The sequence below is a fragment of the Hyphomicrobium sp. B1 genome (genome assembly GCF_049532635.1).
In the GTDB taxonomy this organism is placed as follows: domain Bacteria; phylum Pseudomonadota; class Alphaproteobacteria; order Rhizobiales; family Hyphomicrobiaceae; genus Hyphomicrobium_B.
The window spans coordinates 3,115,368-3,134,568 of sequence record NZ_CP134871.1; the positions used below are offsets into that span (position 1 = coordinate 3,115,368).

A 19,201-nucleotide genomic window follows, 5' to 3' on the forward strand; every position below is an offset into this window, starting at 1 on the left:
CACCGATCGCGAGGGAAGGGACGAATGGGCGCGAAAGACGATAAGCAACTCGAAGCCGCGCGCACGCTTGTCCGCAGTCTGGCGGAGCGTTTGGACGTCGATGGCTGGGTGCGGCTATGGGACGGCACGCGCCTGCCGCTCAGCAAAGCGCCGCAATCGAACTTCGAAATCTCGATCCGCGACCCCGGCGTGATCGGTGCGATCCTGCGCCGCCCGTCGCTCGATTCCATCATTCGCCAATACGTCGAGAAGGGCATCGACTTCTCCGGCGGCACGCTCGTCGATTTCGGCAAGGGCCTACAGGACGGCCGCAAGGGCGTGAAGCTGAAGCCGGGCGAGATCGCGAGTCTCGCACTGAAACTCTCGCCGTTCCTGTTCGCGAAACCATCGGAAGCACGGGACGCACACGGCTTTGAGGGCGAGATCACCGGCAAGAACCGCCAGACCGCCGACAACAAGGCCTACATTCAGTTTCACTACGACCTGTCGAACGATTTCTACGCGCTCTTTCTCGATCCCGAGATGGTCTACTCGTGTGCCTACTACACGGATTGGTCGAACGACATCGCACAGGCCCAGCACGACAAGCTGGAGATGATCTGCCGGAAGCTGCGTCTGAAGCCCGGCGACCGAATGCTCGACATCGGCGCGGGCTGGGGTGGCCTGCTGTGTCATGCCGTGCAGAACTTCGGCGTCACCGCACATGGCGTGACGCTCTCGGAAGAGCAGCTTGCGTTCGCACGTGAGAAGGCCAAGCGTCTCGGCATCGCCGACCGCGTGACGTTCGAACTGTCGGACTATTCGAAACTGACCGGCAAGTTCGACAAGATCGCCTCCATCGGCATGTACGAGCATATCGGACTTAAGAACATCCCGACGTATATGCAGAAGGTGCGCTCGCTTTTGAGCGACGACGGCCTGTTCCTCAATCACGCCATTTCGCGCCGTGCGCCGAAGCACAAGCCGGGTTTTTTCAAAGGCCGCATGCGGCCGGAGAAGAAGGCCATCGCCAAATACATCTTTCCCGGCGGCGAACTGGACGACATCGGCCACTCGATCTCCGCCATGGAGCGCGCGGGCTTCGAAGTGCACGACGTCGAAGGCTGGCGGCTGCATTACGCGCGCACGTGCCAGCTGTGGTGCGAGCGCCTGACGGAAAACAAGGACCAGGCGATTCAGTACGTGGGTGAGGAGAAGTATCGCATCTGGGTCGCATATCTCGCAGGCGTCAGCCTCGCGTTCTCGCGCGGCACGCTGCGGCTGTTCCAGACGCTCGCGTCGAAGTCGGCAAAACGCACGCCCATGCTACCGCCAACCCGCGCGGACCTTTATCGCTAGCGCCGCAAGCTCGATGGATTTGCAATAACTGTCGTCGTCGGGCTCGTCCCGTGGATCCATCGGGCATCCGCACGAGCATCGAAATGGATCCTCGGCCTAAAGCAGGCCATACGCGACAACGAGAATCTAACGCTCGCGCGCTTTCAGATGTGCATCGCAACGCGCGCGGATTTCGTTGAGATCGGCCAGCGACCGCTCGATGTCGCGCCGTTTCGTCTCAAGATCGTCGATCGCGTCCGTCACCTTGTCGAGCAGCAGCCGCGTCTGCGCTAATTGCCCCGGATCGGAATCGTAAAGCGACAGATATTCGCTGACGTCTTCGACGGTGAACCCGAGGTTTCGACCGCGCAGGATAAGAATAAGCCGCGCCCGGTCGCGCTTGGAATATTTCCGCGTCGTGCCGATCCGCTGCGGCGAGATCAAGCCGCGGCTCTCGTAAAAGCGGATGGTGCGCGTTGTGATCCCGAATTCCTTCGCCAGCGCCGAAATCGAATAGGCCGTGGCCTCCCGCGGATTCTCGCGTTGGAGCGCTTCGGTGCGCGCGAGCGGAGCGGTTTTGACCGTCATGCCGATTTGCCGCGCTGGGCTTCCTCGGCGGTCAACTCTTTCTTGGACAGCTTGCCGATCAAGGTCTTCGGCAGGCTGTCGCGGAACTCAATAGCCGCTGGCATTTCGATCTTCGAGATTTTGGCTTTCAGGAATTCGAGCATCTCCGGTGCCGTCGCCGTCATGCCGGCCTTCAATTTGACGAACGCCTTCGGCGCTTCGCCGCGGTAAGGGTCGGGAATACCGATGACGGTCACTTCCTCGACCGCCGGATGCGCATAAATCGCCTCCTCCACGCGCCGCGGATAAACGTTGAAGCCCGAGCAGATGATGAGATCCTTGATGCGGTCGACGATGGCGAAATAGCCGTTCTCGTCCATCACCGCGACGTCGCCGGTTCGCAAAAAGTCGCCGACGAACTGCTTCGCGGTTTCCTCCGGGCGCTTCCAGTAGCCCTTCATGACCTGCGGCCCTTTGGCGCAAAGTTCCCCGCGCTCGCCCTGCGCAACCTCCTTCGTCGGGTCATCCAGACTTCGCAGCGAAATCATGGTCCCTGGAAGCGGCATGCCGATAGAGCCCGAAACCGGCTCACCGTCGAGCGGATTGGCTGTCAAGACCGGAGACGTCTCGGAAAGCCCGTAGCCTTCCACGACCTTCGTCGATCCGGCTGCCATCGCCTCGAATTTGAGTTTCGTCTCGAGCGGCAGCGGCGCCCCGCCGGAAAGGCAGAATTTGAGCGACGAAAGATTGTACGACTTGATGTGCTCGAAATTGAGCATCGCCGTCAGAATTGTAGGCACGACCGGCATCATCGTCGGCTTTTCGCTGTTGATCAGCTTCAGCGTCTCGATCAGCTGGAAGCGGGGAATGAGCACGATTTTGGCTGCCAGCTCGACACCGACCGTCATGACGACCGTCATGGCGAACACGTGAAACAGCGGCAGGGCGCCCAGCACGCACTCCTCGCCGGGCTTCAGAACCGTGCCCCAGGCCACGACCTGCTTGGTGTTCGCAACGATATTTGCGTGCGTGAGCATGGCACCCTTGGGCGTGCCGGTCGTGCCGCCGGTGTATTGCAGAACGGCGATATCGTTGTCGGGGTCGATGGCAACGGGCGACAACGGGAATCGCGTCGCGGCTAGTTCGAGGCCATCGACCACTCGCGAAGCGCTGGGCGAGCGGGCGACGTTGGCGATGTCCTTGCGCTTGAAAATCCGGAACAGCACAGATTTCAGCGGCGAAAGCACGCTGGCGAACGGCACGACGATGGCGCGCGAAATGACGCTGGCCTGCAGCAAAGCCTCGATCTTGGTGAACAGCAGGGCCAGATCATGGGTAACCATGATCTCCGTTTCGCTGTCCCTGGCCTGGAACGTCAGCTCTTCGACAGTATAAAGAGGATTGAAGTTGACGACGGTTCCACCCGCTTTGAGTATCCCAAAATAATACACAATAAAAGTCGGGGTATTCGGCAGAAAAAGCCCGACTTTGGTGCCCCGTTTTACTCCGATCCGTTGCAAGCCGGCAGCCACACGGTCGACCTCGGCCGCTAGATCCGAATAGGACGTGGAGCGGCCCAGAAAGCCGATGGCGGGGTTTTGGGGGTAGCGGGCGGCGGCCTCGTCCAGCAGTCCGGGCACGGTCCCCTTGGGGATTGGCATGCGCCAATCGATGCCTGCCGGGTAATGATCGACCCACCGGGGCGACATCTGGGACACAGGTGAGGTGGCTTCTGCTGTCATGGTCTGTCCGGTCACTCGATTTTATTTTATCCGGATCGCGTTGACCTTCGCTGAAGATGTCTTAAACCGTGCAGTAACCAGCAAGGGACGCGCGAATATTAGACAATTTTCGGCGGCCAACGCTAGCGCTTGATCGCTCATGTAAACACCTGTCGATGAGGCAGCGAGCGGTCGAGGTCGGCGACGAGGGGGCAAGCGCGACGGTCCGTACCTAGACTTCGCGGTTGTTTAAGGATAAGTGACCCCCCCGCTTGCTGATCAAGGGCTCTTGATTTAGTAGATGCCAAGCAAAACTGGCCCGTCGCAGGGATTGCGAGGGTGGGAGAGGCCGATGGACGAAGTCGCGACTAAGGTTATTGAAATCCTCAAGAAGCATATGAAGGAGCCGCGCGACGATATCTCGCTCGACACCCAGCTTACAGATCTCAAGATCGAGTCACTTGATCTTGCTATGATCGTTTTCGACATTGAAGATGGCTTCGGGATTGAGATCCCATACAACGCCAATGAAGAAGTCGAAGCGTTCAAGACTGTCGGCTCAGTCGTTGATCGCGTGAAGTCGTTGATTGCCGAAAAGCAGGCTTCCGCAGCCAAGGCTTAATGGCCGCGAGCGATCTTCTGTCGAAATTAAATATGTGAAGGCCGGAACCCCCTACCGGGGGTTTCCGCGCATTCGCTAGGCAAGAAAGATTGATGATGTCGAATAGTAAGCCGGGACGCCGTGTCGTCGTCACGGGTCTCGGAGTCGTAACTCCGATCGGGCAGAACGTTCCCGATTTCTGGGCTGGTATTAAGGCCGGCAAATCGGGTGTCAGTGAACTGGAAGGCTTTCCAGTCGACGATCTCAAAATTCTGATCGCCGCTCAGATCAAAGGATTCGATCCCAAGCAGCGCCTGAAGCACTTCAAGCGCGACCGGATCATCACCCTCGCTGACCGCTACTCCTGGTTCGCTGCCGCTGCCGCGGACGAAGCGATAAAGATGGCGGGCCTGGAAATGCCGATCGCCGATCCGTATCGCTCGGCGTGCATCATCGGCTCGGGCGCCGGCGGTCTGACGACGTTTGAGACCGCCTATCGCGATCTCTTCATTCACAACAAGCGCGCCACGCATCCGCTCACGCTTTTGCGTATCATCGGTTCGTCGGCTGCGGCCCACGTCGGCATCGAATTCGGCGTCAAAGGCCCGACATTCGCAACCTGCTCGGCCTGCTCGACAGCGACGCACGCGATCGGCATCGGCCGAGATTACATTCGTGACGGCATGGTCGACGTCGCTCTCGTCGGAGCGTCTGAATCCGTCATCAACTACGGCACGATGAAAGCCTGGCAGGCGCTGCACGTGCTCTCCCCCGAAGGCTGCTTCCCGTTCGCGAAGAAGCGTAACGGTACCGTTCTTGCCGATGGCGCGGGCGTTCTCGTGCTCGAAAGCCTCGAACATGCCCAGGCCCGCGGCGCGACGATCCTCGCCGAACTCTGCGGCTATGGCATGGCGTCCGATAGCCAGGACATGGTGAAGCCGACGGTCGAAGGCCCGAGCGTCGCCATGAAGGATGCGCTTGCAGATGCCGGCATCACGCCCGAGCAGATTGACTATCTGAACGCGCACGGCACGGCGACCGCCGACAACGATCTCAACGAGACGAAGGCGATCAAGAACGTCTTCGGCGATTACGCCTACAAGCTCGCCATTTCGTCGACGAAGTCGATGCACGGCCATCCGCTCGGTGCGGGCGGCGGTATCGAAGCCGTCGCGACGATCATGGCGATGCGCGAAAACTGGGCGCCGCCGACTATTGGTCTCGATGAGCCCGGCGAAGGCTGCGATCTCGACTATATCCCGAACGTCGGCCGCGAAATGAAGCTCGGCTATACGATGTCGAACTCGCTCGCGTTCGGCGGCTTGAATACCTCGCTGGTGTTCGGACCTGCGCCGAAGTGATCGCATTGCAATTCGGCCGTTGCCAAATGACGCCAGGCGCGGCCGTCTTTCGCAGTCGCAATAAACACATTGCGCCGCGCAAACGGCAAATCCTGCGCGATTTTCGAGCGCGCAGGACATTTTGTTCGCGTTCGAGACCCGTAAAAGGCTTGCTGACTGCGGTTCTCGATGAGAGACTTCCCCATTGCGGCCGCATTCTCATCCCGGTCGCGACGTGCTGATCGGGATTTGTGCGGTATGCGAAAGATCGTGATCCGGGCCGGGAGTGTTGCCATTCGCGCAAGGCTGCTCGACACGCCTACGGCCGAACGGATATGGGCCGCACTGCCCATCGAGTCTGCGGCGCGGACTTGGGGCGGTGAAATCTATTTCGACGCTCCGGTCAGTTCAGCAGCCGAGCCTGATGCCCGTGTCACCGTCAAAGCCGGTGACATTGTTTTTTGGCCGGAAGGCGACGCAATTTCCATCGGCTTCGGTCCAACGCCACTGTCGCGCACACGGGGTGAAATCCGTTTGGCCGGACCCTGCAACGTCTGGGCGGAAGCGCTTGATGATGTCCGTCAGCTTAAATCGGTGCATTCCGGCGTTGTCATCTCCGTCAGCGAAGCCGAATGCTGATTTGATGCTGGTAGTGAGTTGCTGACGTGCTTCGATCAGGCTCCGCGGCCCTTAAATCGGTAGCTTGCATCGACGATCTCCGGTGTTTGGCGCACCGGCGCGTTCCAAGCGATTTCATGGGCTATTACGAGTCGGGCTCGTATTCCGAAACGACGCTCGCCGCCAATCTTCGCGATCTTCAGAACATCAAGATCCGCCAGCGCGTCTTGGCAGGCGCCGCCAATCGCAATCAAATCCAGACGGTGCTGGGTGAGACGCAGCCTTTGCCGCTTGTGTTGGGGCCGGTTGGTCTCAGCGGTATGGCCTATCGTGACGGCGAGATCGCTGCGGCACGCGCCGCCGAGAAGGCCGGTATTCCCTACACCCTGAGCACGCTCTCGATCTGCTCCATTGAAGACGTGGCCGAAGCCGTCTCGAAGCCGTTCTGGTTTCAGCTCTACTTCATGAAGGATCGCGGCTTCGTGGCCGATCTCATTGCGCGTGCGCGTAAGGCGAATTGTAGCGCATTGGTTTTGACGGTCGACCTTCAGGTGCTCGGCCAACGTCATCGCGACGTGCGCAGCGGCATGACCGTTCCGCCTCGCATCAAGCTCAAAACGATTGGTCGCATCGCGTCGAAACCTGCCTGGATCGCGAACGTGCTGATGGGCAAGCGCAAGACCTTCGGCAACGTCGCCGGGCGCATTCCCGGCACCGAAAATCTTCTCTCCTATATGGACTGGATCAACAGCCAGTTCGACCAGGCGCTGTCGTGGAACGACGTCGCCTGGATTCGTGAGCAATGGCCCGGCAAGCTCATCATCAAAAGCATCATGGACGCCGACGATGCGCGGATGGCCGTCAAAAGCGGTGCGTCGGCGATCGTCGTTTCCAACCACGGTGGCCGCCAGCTCGATGGCGCGGCCTCGTCGATCTCGATGTTGCCGCGCATCGTCGATGCCGTCGGCGACGACGTGGAAGTGCATTTCGATGGCGGCATTCGCTCCGGCCAGGACGTGTTCCGCGCCCTCGCGCTTGGTGCTCGCGCATGTTGGCTAGGCCGCAGCTATCTTTACGGGCTTTGCGCGGCAGGCGAAACAGGTGTGACCAAAGCCATTGATCTCATCGCCAAGGAACTCGATGTCACGATGGCGCTCGCGGGTATTCGCACCATCGACCAGATCACGCGTGATTGTCTCGAAAACTGATTGTCCGTCATTCCAGACGCTGCAGGTTGCGCAGCACGGGAAAGAGCTTCATCCAGATCAGCGCCACCGCAATCGTACCGAGCCCGCCGAGAACGGCCGCGGGGACGGCGCCGAGCAAAGCCGCCGTCATTCCGCTCTCGAATTCACCGAGCTGGTTCGAGGCGTTGATGAACAGGAAGTTCACCGCGCCGACGCGCCCGCGCATATCGTCGGGCGTTGCCAGCTGCACCAGCGACACGCGAATGACGACGCTGATCGTATCGGCTGCACCCATCACGGCGAGGGCGAGAACCGATAGCCAGACCTCCTTCGAAAGCGCGAACACGACAGTCGCGATCCTGAACACGATCACAGCTTGGAACATGCGCATGCCGACGTGCTTTGTAATCGCATGGCGCGCCAGAATGCCGGTCATGATCAAAGCGCCGATGGCTTGCGCACCGCGCAGCATGCCGAGACCCCAAGGTCCGGTGTGCAGGATGTCGCGCGCATAAATCGGCAGCAATGCCGACGCGCCGCCCAGTAACACCGCGAAGAGATCAAGCGAGATCGTGCCAAGGATCGCCGGATTGTTTCTGACGAAATGCGCACCCGCAAACAGCGCGCCGGCGGTCGGCGATTCGCGCGGCGCGACCGGCCGGTCGAGTACAATGGCGCCATTAAGCACTGACGCAACAATCCAGAACACGGTCATGATGACGTAAGGCACGGCAGGCGAAATGCCATACGCGAGGCCGCCGATTGCGGGTCCGCTGATCGCCGCGAACTGAAAAACACCGGTCGAAAGCGCCGTCGCCTTCTGCAGTAAGCCTTCCGGCGCAACGCCCGGAAGCAACGCCGCGGTCGCAGGGCTTTCGAACGCGCCAGCGACGCCGAACACCGCAACGGCCAGAAAGATCTGCGGCACCGTGATCCAGCCTTCATAGCTGCCCCACGCCAGAAAAACCGCCGCTGCTGCCTCAACGATCTGGCAAAGCTGGATGACGCGCTTGCGGTCATACCGATCGGAAGCGTGCCCGGCCACGAACACCAGAATGGCCGTCGGCAGAAACTGCACGAGGCCGACCATGCCGAGGTCGAACGCGCTGCTCGTCAGGTCATAGACCTGCCAGCCGACTGCAACCGTCAATATCTGCGAAGCGAATTTCGAAAAACCGCGCCCCCACAGGAAGTATTGCAAGGGCGGATGGCGCCAAAGCGTTTGCGGCTGGATCTGCGAGGATTGCGTGTCCATCAGGCGGCGGGCGCCGTCTCCCTAAAGCGGATTGTCTTGAAGCAGAAGCTGCCTTTGGCCGTGCCGAGAGGTTCGAGACTTGGTGAACGTTTCTGAGTTCTCCGAACGGAATGCACGCATCAAACGAGAAGTGTGCGGACTATATTTTTTAGAGGTTCCTGAGGCTTGAGTGACAAACTTACATCAAAAAATCAACAATCCACAGTAAGCCGCAAGGAGCTCTAGAGCAAAGCCGCGAATCGGCCAATTGAACGTATGTCAGAAGCGCCCGCGCGTCGATGCCCCCGGACGGTTGGATACGAAATCGGAATGAATACGCAGATGGTAGACTGGACCAATAGCGGCTTTTTCTCTCGGCTGCCGCGTCTTACGCGATCACTGTTGCGCCCCGCTGCCGTTGTGGCTCCATTCCTTGCGCTGGCGATGCCAGCAACCACTGCGTGTGCTCAGAACCTCATTCAGGATCCGAGCTTCGAAGCAAATGCACCGACGGCCTCCATTCAGCCGCCGTGGCACGTCGCCAGTGGAGCAGTCGACATTTGGACCGCCGGTATCACGTCTTTGACACCTCACAGCGGTAGCTATTTCGCCAACCCGTTCGACAATAGCAGTGTGCTTACGCAGGATGTTTCAATCGCCAAAAGCGGAAAATATCAGTTCCAGTTTTTCTATGCGGCGACCGCGGGACAAACCTGGGCGCTGACGGCCAAGGTCGCGGGTATCACTGTCTTTACAAAATCGGACATCACGAACACGGCGATGGAAAGTGCATCGTCCGTAGTGAAACTGAATGCTGGTTCTGCCCAGGTGCTGTTCGATTCGGAATTCGTCTCCGGCGCGACTTTTCCCGAATTCGGCATCGACGATGTAAGCCTGATTTACCTCGGACCGAATGCACTGTCTTTCGCATCTCTCAATCGTAATCAGACCGCTATGGCCTCGTCGATCAATGCGGCCATGGACGCCGGTGCTCTGACGACGGTCACCAATGCGCTGGCGGGCGCATCCGACCAAAAAGAACTGGCCGGCGCACTCAATCAATTGTCGCCTGAGATCTACAACTACGGCCTTGTTGAAACACTTTACGGGAGCCAGCAGTTCGCCAACGATCTGATGAGCTGCAAGGTCGCCGGGCAGCAGGGCGTGTCGATCGCGCGCGAAGGCCAGTGTCTGTGGGTTCGTGCCCGTGCGCGCTTCTCCGATTTCGACCGCACATCCGAAGACATTGGCGCGCACGCGACGACGGGCTCGTTCTCCGCAGGCGGCCAGATTGCCCTCGCGCCGGATTGGCGGCTCGGTTTCGCTGCCGGCTACGATAGCGTTTCCCTTTCGAGCGGTGTCGCAACGAGCGAAGGCGACCGCGCCAACGTCGGCGGCATCATCAAATACAATCCTGGCCAGTGGCTGTTTGCAGCGGGCGTCACTGGCGGCTGGAGCACTTACGACACCGACCGTACCATGCTGTTCGGTGACTTCAGCAGCGCGGCGCATTCCAAAAACGATATCAACTACGTGTCGGGCCAGTTGCACGCCGGCTATTCCTTCCAACACGACAACTATTATGTGAAGCCGCTGGTCGATGCAGCGATCACCAATGTCTCGCTCGATGGCTTCACGGAAAATGACGGCGGCGGAGCGGCGCTGGCGGTTGCTGGAAAAAGCGATACGGTCGTCAGCGTGTCGCCGGGCATCGAATTCGGCAGCGAGAAGAACGTCCACAATTTCGTAACGATCCGTCCGTTCGTAAGGGCCGGTTTGACGTGGCAGGACACGGATCAGTTTCTTCTCAACACCAATTTTGCCGACGCGCCAGACGTTGCTGGCTTCACGACGGCCACCAAGCTCGATACGCTCTTTGCGGATGTGAGCGCTGGCGTTGATCTCATCAATATGCACGGCGCAACGCTGAGCCTGCAGTACGACGGCCATTACGCCGAAGATACGAGCCTCAGCAGCATCAGCGTCAAAGGCAGTGCGCGGTTTTAAGCGCGCTGCCTTCAATGTCCTGACGCTCAATGCCTCCGCTCAAGCGGGCGTGAAGCCGTACTTTTCAAAAATCTTCAGTGCTGAAGGTGAGCGGATAAAGTCGAGCCACATCTTGGCCGCTTCTGGGTGGGCGACGCCCTTGACCATCGCTCCGGCGTAAGTCGCAGTTGTGTTCTGATCCGTTGGAATGACGACGTTCGTAATCGGGTTTCCGACTTGCTCCTGGAACATCGCTTCCGACAGCCACGTCACGCCGGCATCGACGTGACCCTGCATCAGGAACAGTGGCGTCTGCCGGTGATGGATGTGCGTTAAAATTGTGCCACCATTGGCGACCTTCGTTTCGTAGACTTCCTTTTCGAGCGCCGCGCCGCCAGCTTTTTTCAGCGACGCCTTGATCTGCCGCGCCACGCCCTCGAATTCCGGGTTCGGCATCGCAATGCGCAGGCCGGCCCGGCCGAGATCCGCAAGCCCAGAGACGTGTCCAGGATTGTCCTTGGGGACCATGATCGTCAGCGTGTTCTTGACGTAAGGAACCGGAGGTCCCGCCAGCGTGCCGTCATCGACGAGCCGCTTGACGGCAACAAGTCCGGCAAAATACGCGTCCGGTTTTGCAGTCCACGTCATGTTTCCCGAGGTGACGACGCCGTGCGCCTTGATTTGATGCACGAGAAGGCCCGGCGGCAGCGTCTCCCAATAGATCCGGCCTTTGAATTCCGGATGCGCTTGCTCGAACTGATGCACCAGTGGCGCCATGGCGAAGAAGTAGTTGCCGCCGACGTAGAGCACCAGCTTGGGATCGGTGACGCTGCCGTGGAAATCAGCAAGGTTATCGACCTGCGGTACGGTGAATTCGAAGCCGCGGTCGGTCGCGTCGTTGTTGAAGCCGTGCTGCCAAGGCGGGAAAATATTCGGTGCGTTTTGCTCGGCGCTCTGTGCTGACATTGCACCCAGAGCCACTGCTCCGGCGATGCCTGCGCCGAAAACCGCTTTAATGATGGAATTAGCGCGCATAGTGGAACCCCGCTTGCTGCAGTTCAGGAAGTGTCGCGACGGCGCCGGGAATCAGAACCACGCCGGGGATCAGATGGTTCGTTAGCTCGGCCGCGAGCGCATCGACTTCAAGCTTGTCGGGATTAACGCCTTTTTCGTGCAGCTTGGTCGCCTGCTCCCAGATGGCGTTGTGGCACGACATGAAAACGGCGCCGCGCCTTTGCAGGGCCGGGATCGAGTTGTTCAGCGGGGAGAACACGCCCGTCGGGCTTTCATAGTCGGCAGAATTGGCGGACGCTGCGGGCTTATCGAGGATCAGCGTGTTCTTCTCGAAGCCTTTGCCGACGATCTTCGCAAACTGATATTTGTCCCACATCTCCTGATCGTAGAGCGCGTAATGCGCCGAGCCGTGCGTTGCCGAAACGACCAGAAAATCCGGATGCTTGAATGACCAGACCTGCGCATTGATGGAATTGCGCATCACATTGAGCCAAGGGCCTGCGATGTCCGTCACGTCCCAGGCCTGCTTGGTGATGGGCTTGTAGGCGAGGACTTCCTTCAGAGCCTCGTCATCCCATTGATCGGAATGATCGAGGATCATCGGCACGGTTTTGAAGTCACGGCGGCGCGGAGCCTTGGCGAGCCTGTCGGTGAGGTCTGCGAGAGCCGACGCGCCCGCTGGATTGTCATTGGGTGCAGCGGCGTCGGCTTCGCGTGTGAGGCCTCCGACTGAGGCCGCAGCTAGCGCCAGGCCGAATGCCTGTAACGCCTGTCGTCTGCCGGTCATGGTCATTTTCAACTCCGGGTCTTCATGTGAGGCCACTCGGAGCGCGAACGCGCCGAAGGGCTGGGGGAAGCTAGTGCTTCGCGTCGTCCTTGAGCTTTTTGTCGGCGTCGATGATCGGCCCGAACGGCCCAAGCTTGTGCTCGCTCTCCGGCAGATCGTCCGCATAAGGCCCATAGGGCGTGTCGATGGGCTTTTGCAGCCGGTTCGGAAAATCGCGACTGAGATGCGCTTTTTGCGGCCGAGGTTGCGTGTCGATGTAGGCGGCGACGTCCCACGCATCCTCAGGCTTCAGCGTTGGATTTTTCCACGTCGTACCCGCTGGCATGTTGTTGTGAATGAAGTTGGCGGCGTCGATCAGCCTGTCCATGCCGGCGCCGTCGTTGTAGCTGTCAGGCCCCCAAAGCGGCGGGAAGATATAGCCCTTTGCATCGCCGACTTTGCCGACGCGCTGACCCAGGCCGTCGGCGCCGTGACAAGCGGCGCACATGTTCGCGTATATCGTCTTGCCGCGGACGGGATCGGCGGCGCGATTGAGTTCGGGCATAGCGCCGGTGCCGCGCCCGAACGTTTTTGCGCCAACCGGAATGCCATCTGACAAAAACCTCAGATAGGAGAGCATCGCGATCATTTCCGGGCCGTCCTCGGGAAGAGCTTTGCCGTTCATGCTGCGCTGCATGCAGCCTTGAATGCGATCTTCCATCGAGCCGACGCTGCCCGACCGCTTTCGATAATTCGGAAAATCGGCATAAACGCCGACCAGCGCCAATCCGAACTGCTTCGTGCCGGCATTGATATGGCAGCTTTGGCAATTGAGGTTGTTGCCGGCGAAACGGTGCGCCGGATCTTTGACTTCGGGGCCGATTAGCGAGGATGTTTTGGCGATGAGATCGCGACCGTGACGCACGGTGCGGCCCCAATCATTATCCGGCAGCTTGTCGATGTCCGGTACGACCCAAGGCGTTTGATGGTCCTTGGCTGGCGCAGGCGCCGCGCTGTCAGCGCGGCACACCTGCGATGTCGATAGAGCGATGAGCACCGCCGCGCCTACGAGGCCCAAAACTGCAATGCTGGAACGAGGCATGTCGAAAAGTCCAAAAATGGCCATTGGAGTGAGCACCAACCGTGGGAGATGAACCTGCGCTGTCAGAAAGATCGGCGATTATTTCGCCGTATGCCAATTCGAAGTGATGATTGTTTTAAATTAACGATCAGATTAATCGCCAGCCGTGCAGACCAATTGAAACCACGGCAGCTCAGACAGCAGTACAGCATTGCCGCCCGCGCTGTACTGAGCGTGACACCATTAGGTGTCGGTGCGGCGCAACTCTATTGTTCGATTTTCTTCGTGGCGGCCGGTTGGTTGCAAGCTAAGAAAGCGGTGACCGGGCGCATCGTTTGAGGCTGATCCAGTCCACCGATCGCAGGCTGAAACGGAACCATCAAGAGAGGAATGCATGAGCGATATTATTTTCAAGGCCGGTGAGGCGACTGTACTCGCAGCTCCGGGTCAGTACACTGATGCTATGCCCGAGGTGCTGATCGGTTCGGTCAACGGCCCAGTGGGGCATGCATTCGCCAGCATGATGGGTCAGAGCGTCGGCCACACCCGGTTTTTCGCAATACGCGATCTCAACCAGATGGCGCGTCCGGCCACCATGATGACGACGAAGGTGACGATCGCCTCCGGCGAGTATGTCGAACTGCTCGGCGGTGTCGTGCAGGCCGCGATCGCTGATGCCGTCGTCGATAGCGTCGCTGAGGGAATTATTCCGAAGGCGATCGTCGATGAGATCTGCATCGTCGTGACGATCTGGCTGGACCCGCGCTGCGCCGACCACGCCGAACTCGACAAGAAAGATCTCTACAATACGAACTACAAGGCTATGAAGCTGGCGATCGAACGCGCCCTGAAGAGCGAGCCGTCGATCGATGAGCTGATCAAGAACCGCAAGACCATCAAGCACTACGCTTTGGACGGCGTCGTCGACTACTGACGCACGACGTCAGCTCTCCACCAGTTAAACGACGGAGCCGTGCGATCATCCGCGCGCTCCGTCGATGGGGCGCTGACAGATGGATCAGGAGGGAAATTCAGCAGACGCGTAATAGGGGAGGTGAGAGGAGAAACCTCGAACCGGAATCATGGCGCACAGGGTTGGTATGGCGGCTGCGCAAAAAATGTGGTGGGCCCGCCAGGACTCGAACCTGGAACCAGACGGTTATGAGCCGTCAGCTCTAACCATTGAGCTACGGGCCCACGCGGTGCTTCTCATACCAGATGTTTGCCGGGCGGACAGCCACAACGACGATTTTGTGTCAGGCATTCTGTCGCCGCCCGGCAACCGCTAGCAAAGCTATTTCGTCCGGTTCCTGGCGCCCCGTTTGCCGTAGCGCTCATCGTACGTCTGCCCCGTCGCGATCCTGTAAGCCGCGTTCCGCCCCGCCCGGAAATAACGCTGCAACCCCCGCCGCAATGTCCAGGCCGGACGCGTCTGATCGTGAATGCTGTCGTGCACGACGACGGCGTCGGCCGGCGCGTCATGCAACTCAATTCCGGCATACTTGAGCGGGAGCGTGCCGATGGCATAGCGTTCGGGGCTGTCGCCCATCACCTCGATCAGGATTGCTTCCGCGGAGTCTCCCTTGCCTGCGTACTGGGTTCCGGCCTCCCAGGCGGCAATGAACGCATCTGCGCCGGCCGTGGGGCGAAGCAGCAGCACGCGCGTCGTCGGCTTCAAGGCGCGCCGCGTTGTGCCAAGCGCCGTGCCCTTTGTCCGCATGGCAAGATCGCCGGGCGATTGCAGGATGCCGCTAATGTCGCCGCGCACGGTGCAATCGACGTCCATGAAAATTAGCGGCCGGTCCGGATAGTCGCGGCGTGCATCTGCCATGACCGTCGGCTTCTGTCGCGTCTGCGAATACCAACTGTCGCCGAGAACAGGGCGCGCGTAGAGATGGTGCGAGATGCGATGCTGGATAAGATTTTTCGAGAATGCAGCCGCCGCCGGTTCGTAATTCGGCGTGAAAAAACCAATGACCACGAAATCCGCACCGAACGATTGGCGAATATCGTTTCCATGGTTTCTGCTGTCACTGTCTGCGCGCGGCTTCGTATCGACCATTCTGACCGTCTCGGTATCCTTGGGAAGCCATGACGCCGCCCGGTCCGGCCCCAATAGCTGCAAATGCTATAGCAGGAGATCCGGGCGTCGCAAGGCGGCGAGCCCCGCTTTGCAACGGCCCGCGACGTGTCATTCATCCGAACGACAGTATTTCGCCCTCATTTGTCCTCGAAGCGACTATAGCCAGCGGGGAAAAACTGGCGGAGACACCCATGCTTAGCGCTTTGCGTCCTCGAGATATTGTTTCGGCTCTCGCAATTGGCGGCGTAGCAGCGCTGCTGACGTTCTCGCCCGCCATGGCGCGCGCGGAGGATAGACCATTGGAACGGACAATTACCGTCTCGGCGACGGGCACGGCCGAGGCAGAGCCTGATCGTGCGCGCATCACGTCCGGCGTTTCGACGGAAGCCGAGACCGCGCGTGACGCGTTAACGAAGAACAGCGAGACGATGACGAAGATCATCGACGAGCTGAAAGGCAAAGGCATCGACCCGAAAGATATTCAGACGGCATCGTTCAACGTCGAGCCGGTGATGGACTATAAAGAGGGCCAGCCGCCGAAGGTGCGCGGCTATCGCGTCAGCAATCAGGTGATCGTTCTGGTTCGCAAGCTCGATCAGCTCGGCGAGATCCTCGACAATGTCGTGAGCGCAGGCGCCAACCAGATTCAGGGCCTCGCCTTCGAGGTGTCGAAAGAAGATGCTCTGAAGGACGACGCGCGCAAGGAAGCCGTCGCCAACGCGCTGCGCCGTGCCAAGCTGCTCGCCGCGGCTGCGGGTGCCGAAGTCGGCGACGTGATCCAGATTTCGGAAGAGACGTCGTCGAACGGCCCGGTGATGTATGCGCCGCGGCTCGCAAAAGCTACCGCGTCCTCGGTGCCCATCGAAGCCGGTACCAGCACGCTCGAAGCGCGCGTGACGATCACCTGGGCATTGAAGTAAGAAATCGGCTTCCGGCCCGCTCCTCGGAAAGGAGTCGGAAGCCGAAACTAAATCAACTTTACGACGTCGACGTCGACTTTCGGCGTCGGAGCGCCGGGCTGCACCGGCCAATCGCCGAAATTGTGCATCTCGGCCGAAACGCGCAAATGCGTAAGCCGCGCTATGTCGATCTCGGCGACGACCCACTCGGCCGCGTTGAGCGTGCCTTGCGCGAGTACGCCCGTGTCTGAGATGCCGTGCTCGGACGGCACGTAAATACCCGCCGCACCGGCATTGAAGTCGACAGCCGGAGACCACGGCGCATCGCCGACGGTTGGGCTCTGCACGGCCGCAATGGTGTTTTCGAGTGCACGCGCCATCGAGCCGGTGCGCACCCGGTGATAACCCGAGACGCGCTCCGTGCATGACGGCACAAGCAACACTTGCGCGCCAGCTTCCGCCATCGCGCGAGAGATCAGCGGGAATTCGCTATCGTAGCAGATCGCGATGCCGAACGTGCCAATCGATGTCTCGAACACGCGCACCGTCTTGCCCGCCGTCACGCCCCAGTTCTTTTCGAACGGCGTCATGACGAGCTTTTCCTGCACGCCGACCGAACCCTTTGGCGTGACGAGCTGCGCCGAGTTGACGAACAATCCGTCTGCGGTCTTCTCAGGTCCCGAGCCGACGAGGATATGCACCTTGTACTTCTTCGCGAGATCGACGTGAAACTGAACGCGCGCGTCCTTGATCTCGGCAACCTTGGCAAGCGTCGCCTGCAGGTCGCTATAGACCTCCGGACCGAAGCACGCCGCCTGCTCGATCGCCGCGTACTCCGGAAAGACCAGAAGCGCTGCGCCCGTCGCTGCGCCATTCTTCACCCAAAGCGCAATCTTCTCTTCCCATTCGGCAAGCGTCTTCGGCTGGCCGATCGGGTACTGAGAGCTTGCAACTTTGAGTGTCTTCTTGGTCATCAGAGTTTCTTCATCCAGAATTGCATGTCGTGGGTCGTTTCGGCGGTCTGGTCGATATCCTGCCAGTCGTAGGTGGCGACGATGCCGTCGACCGGTTCATAGCCGCGCTTTCTCCAGAACGGATCAAGTGGGGCGTAATCCGCCGGTTTCAACGGATGGTCATCAGGCCGAACGACGCGGCAGAACGACGAGTATTCAAAGCCGCCGAGCTTCTTCGCCTGCGCCTCGCGTCCGTCGAAGAATGCATGGCCGAGGCCGTGGCCGCGATGGCTTTTGAGCAGCACGCTCTCGCCGCAATAGAAGATCTTGGAGATGTCGTAGCCCGCTTTCTTGAACGGCTCGCCGAACTCGTCGGCATGCTCGATCATCGGCGCGCCGGTCGAAGCGCCCACCATCTGATCTCCGTCATAGGCGCAGACGACGACCGCGCCCTTCGCCTTGGCGAACTTTTCAAGATACTTCTGCTCGTATTCGAGCGTGCCTTCGTAGAGATAAGGCCAGTCCCGAAATACGATCATGCGCAGGCGGCTGAGATCGGGCAGGACCGGAAGGATATCCGCTCCTGTCACCGATTTGACCTCGAGCTTCTTCTTTTCGTCAGCGGCCATTCGCTCTCTAATCCTTAGCCTGCGACCTGTGCGATCCAGTCGGTCAGATTGTAATAGGTGGTGACGCGCGCAATCTTGCCGTCGCGGATGGCGAAGAACGTGCCGGCCGGGAGAACATACTTCTGGCCGACTGCGTCGGGCAGACCTTCTTCCGTATTCTTGTAAACGCCGTGCACGTTGAATTCGGCCGAAGCGCGCAAGCCGTCCTTCGAGACCATGACGACGATGTCTTTCAGCTCTTCCTTGTAGTTGTGCGTCATGCGCGCATTGAAGGCCCGGAACTTCTCGATGCCCTGACGGCGCTCGCCCTGGTTGACGTCGTGAATGACGTCGTCGGTCAGAAATTCGAGCATCGCGTCGGTGTCGCCGCGGTTGAAGGCCTCGTAATAGTCGCGGATGAGGGCGGCGGTTGCGACGCGGGCTGCAGATTCAGCGGACGTTTCGGACATCGGTCTTTCTCCGGTAGGCTTTTCGATTCGATCTGCCGGGGGTCTTAGCAGGTCGGGTCCCGGCCTTCCATGCGCAAGGATGCTGCGGTAAACGCGACATTTCACCTACCATCTCGAAGCCGGAAAGAGGCCATGGCGCGCATTCAAGAGCTTTTCGTTACCCACGTTTACCGTGAGGAGCTTCAGCGCGGCGCGACATCCGCGCTCATGGCCGAGCTTCTGGATGCCGCCCACGAAATCGCTGCCGCCGATCGGGCGGGGCAGGGATGGTCGAAAGCCAATGATTATCCTGGATATACATCCTATGCCTCGCTTAACGACCTCCCCGATCGGCATCCGGCCTTTGCCGATCTCGTCGCGGTGCTGGATCGCCAGGTCGCGGCCTTTGGCCGGACGCTGGAATTTGACCTCGACGGCCGCCGCCTCGTACTCGACAGCCTCTGGATCAACATCCTGAAGCCCGGCGGCTATCACACGGCGCACATTCACCCGCATTCGGTCATCAGCGGCACGCTCTATCTCGCGGTGCCGAAGGACGCGAGCGCCATCAAATACGAAGACCCACGGCTGGCGATGCTGATGGCCGCCCCGCCGAAGAAGCCCTCGGCGAAGGACAAGAACAGGACGTTCGTCTCAGTCGCGCCCGCGCCGGGTACGCTGCTGCTCTGGGAAAGCTGGCTTCGCCATGAAGTACCGGTCAACCACGCCAAAGCCGAGCGCGTGTCTGTGAGCTTCAATTACCGATTGGATTGAGTA

The 19,201-nt window shown here is 59.9% G+C and carries 20 protein-coding genes and 1 tRNA gene; 10 read left to right on the top strand and 11 right to left on the bottom strand.

Going from position 1 to position 19,201, the window contains the following annotated elements:
• Window positions 1-24 precede the first annotated feature (24 nt).
• Window positions 25-1,338: a class I SAM-dependent methyltransferase gene (locus tag RLW55_RS14880; protein WP_423414591.1), complete on the top strand. Its 1,314-nt coding sequence runs from the start codon at window positions 25-27 to the stop codon at window positions 1,336-1,338.
• Window positions 1,339-1,464: 126 nt separating this feature from the next.
• On the opposite strand, the gene RLW55_RS14885 is transcribed toward RLW55_RS14880, so the two are convergent.
• A complete protein-coding gene (locus RLW55_RS14885) occupies window positions 1,465-1,905 on the bottom strand; it encodes a MerR family transcriptional regulator (protein WP_409559992.1) in 441 nt (146 codons plus the stop codon).
• On the bottom strand, window positions 1,902-3,626 hold the full coding sequence (locus RLW55_RS14890; protein WP_423414592.1) for a long-chain-fatty-acid--CoA ligase: 1,725 nt from the start codon (window positions 3,624-3,626) through the stop codon (window positions 1,902-1,904). Before RLW55_RS14890 ends, RLW55_RS14885 begins: the two co-directional genes overlap by 4 nt.
• A gap of 331 nt (window positions 3,627-3,957) precedes the next feature.
• On the opposite strand from RLW55_RS14890, the gene RLW55_RS14895 reads away from it, so the two are divergent.
• From RLW55_RS14895 to RLW55_RS14910, 4 genes are all read left to right on the top strand, one after another.
• Complete coding sequence (locus tag RLW55_RS14895) at window positions 3,958-4,227, top strand: acyl carrier protein (protein ID WP_013947813.1); 270 nt, start codon at window positions 3,958-3,960, stop codon at window positions 4,225-4,227.
• Window positions 4,228-4,319: 92 nt separating this feature from the next.
• Window positions 4,320-5,567 (top strand): beta-ketoacyl-[acyl-carrier-protein] synthase family protein, encoded by a 1,248-nt coding sequence (locus tag RLW55_RS14900; RefSeq protein WP_423414593.1) that lies wholly within the window; start codon window positions 4,320-4,322, stop codon window positions 5,565-5,567.
• 237 nt (window positions 5,568-5,804) lie between these two features.
• Entirely contained in the window at window positions 5,805-6,185 is a 381-nt protein-coding gene (locus tag RLW55_RS14905; RefSeq protein WP_013947810.1) for a cyclophilin-like fold protein, read from the top strand.
• A gap of 68 nt (window positions 6,186-6,253) precedes the next feature.
• Entirely contained in the window at window positions 6,254-7,372 is a 1,119-nt protein-coding gene (locus RLW55_RS14910; RefSeq protein WP_423416418.1) for an alpha-hydroxy acid oxidase, read from the top strand.
• A gap of 7 nt (window positions 7,373-7,379) precedes the next feature.
• Here the strand turns inward: RLW55_RS14910 and RLW55_RS14915 are convergent, their stop codons facing one another.
• On the bottom strand, window positions 7,380-8,606 hold the full coding sequence (locus tag RLW55_RS14915; RefSeq protein WP_423414594.1) for an MFS transporter: 1,227 nt from the start codon (window positions 8,604-8,606) through the stop codon (window positions 7,380-7,382).
• A 309-nt stretch (window positions 8,607-8,915) separates the two neighbouring features.
• Between RLW55_RS14915 and RLW55_RS14920 the strand changes: the two genes are divergently transcribed.
• Window positions 8,916-10,592, top strand: coding sequence for an autotransporter outer membrane beta-barrel domain-containing protein (locus tag RLW55_RS14920; RefSeq protein ID WP_423414595.1), 1,677 nt, complete (start codon window positions 8,916-8,918; stop codon window positions 10,590-10,592).
• A 39-nt stretch (window positions 10,593-10,631) separates the two neighbouring features.
• On the opposite strand, the gene RLW55_RS14925 is transcribed toward RLW55_RS14920, so the two are convergent.
• From RLW55_RS14925 to RLW55_RS14935, 3 genes are all read right to left on the bottom strand, one after another.
• Entirely contained in the window at window positions 10,632-11,606 is a 975-nt protein-coding gene (locus tag RLW55_RS14925) for a substrate-binding domain-containing protein (RefSeq protein WP_423414596.1), read from the bottom strand.
• Complete coding sequence (locus RLW55_RS14930) at window positions 11,596-12,372, bottom strand: transcriptional initiation protein Tat (RefSeq protein WP_423414597.1); 777 nt, start codon at window positions 12,370-12,372, stop codon at window positions 11,596-11,598. The genes RLW55_RS14925 and RLW55_RS14930 overlap by 11 nt, the downstream gene beginning before the upstream one ends.
• Window positions 12,373-12,442: 70 nt before the next feature.
• Window positions 12,443-13,453, bottom strand: coding sequence for a c-type cytochrome (locus RLW55_RS14935; RefSeq protein ID WP_423414598.1), 1,011 nt, complete (start codon window positions 13,451-13,453; stop codon window positions 12,443-12,445).
• A 48-nt stretch (window positions 13,454-13,501) separates the two neighbouring features.
• Here RLW55_RS14935 and RLW55_RS14940 point away from each other — a divergent pair, with 48 nt between their 5' ends.
• Both RLW55_RS14940 and fae read left to right on the top strand, forming a co-directional pair.
• Entirely contained in the window at window positions 13,502-13,771 is a 270-nt protein-coding gene (locus RLW55_RS14940; protein ID WP_423414599.1) for a hypothetical protein, read from the top strand.
• A 55-nt stretch (window positions 13,772-13,826) separates the two neighbouring features.
• On the top strand, window positions 13,827-14,366 hold the full coding sequence (gene fae, locus RLW55_RS14945) for a formaldehyde-activating enzyme (protein ID WP_409559983.1): 540 nt from the start codon (window positions 13,827-13,829) through the stop codon (window positions 14,364-14,366).
• Between the two features lie 187 nt (window positions 14,367-14,553).
• Here the strand turns inward: fae and RLW55_RS14950 are convergent.
• Window positions 14,554-14,629 (bottom strand) — tRNA-Ile (locus RLW55_RS14950).
• A 97-nt stretch (window positions 14,630-14,726) separates the two neighbouring features.
• The gene (locus RLW55_RS14955) at window positions 14,727-15,494 is read right to left on the bottom strand and encodes a hypothetical protein (protein WP_423414600.1); all 768 of its coding nucleotides are present in this window, start codon (window positions 15,492-15,494) and stop codon (window positions 14,727-14,729) included.
• Window positions 15,495-15,706: 212 nt separating this feature from the next.
• Between RLW55_RS14955 and RLW55_RS14960 the strand changes: the two genes are divergently transcribed.
• Window positions 15,707-16,435, top strand: coding sequence for an SIMPL domain-containing protein (locus RLW55_RS14960; RefSeq protein WP_423414601.1), 729 nt, complete (start codon window positions 15,707-15,709; stop codon window positions 16,433-16,435).
• Between the two features lie 47 nt (window positions 16,436-16,482).
• On the opposite strand, the gene RLW55_RS14965 is transcribed toward RLW55_RS14960, so the two are convergent.
• From RLW55_RS14965 to RLW55_RS14975, 3 genes are read right to left on the bottom strand one after another with little or no spacing between them, the layout of a single operon-like run.
• Window positions 16,483-17,388, bottom strand: coding sequence for a carbon-nitrogen hydrolase family protein (locus RLW55_RS14965; RefSeq protein WP_423414602.1), 906 nt, complete (start codon window positions 17,386-17,388; stop codon window positions 16,483-16,485).
• Window positions 17,388-17,996 (bottom strand): GNAT family N-acetyltransferase, encoded by a 609-nt coding sequence (locus RLW55_RS14970; protein WP_409559979.1) that lies wholly within the window; start codon window positions 17,994-17,996, stop codon window positions 17,388-17,390. Before RLW55_RS14970 ends, RLW55_RS14965 begins: the two co-directional genes overlap by 1 nt.
• 14 nt (window positions 17,997-18,010) lie before the next feature.
• Complete coding sequence (locus RLW55_RS14975; protein ID WP_409559978.1) at window positions 18,011-18,445, bottom strand: ketosteroid isomerase-related protein; 435 nt, start codon at window positions 18,443-18,445, stop codon at window positions 18,011-18,013.
• A 132-nt stretch (window positions 18,446-18,577) separates the two neighbouring features.
• Between RLW55_RS14975 and RLW55_RS14980 the strand changes: the two genes are divergently transcribed.
• Window positions 18,578-19,198, top strand: a complete 621-nt coding sequence (locus RLW55_RS14980) for a TIGR02466 family protein (RefSeq protein WP_423414603.1) — start codon at window positions 18,578-18,580, stop codon at window positions 19,196-19,198.
• Window positions 19,199-19,201 lie beyond the last annotated feature (3 nt).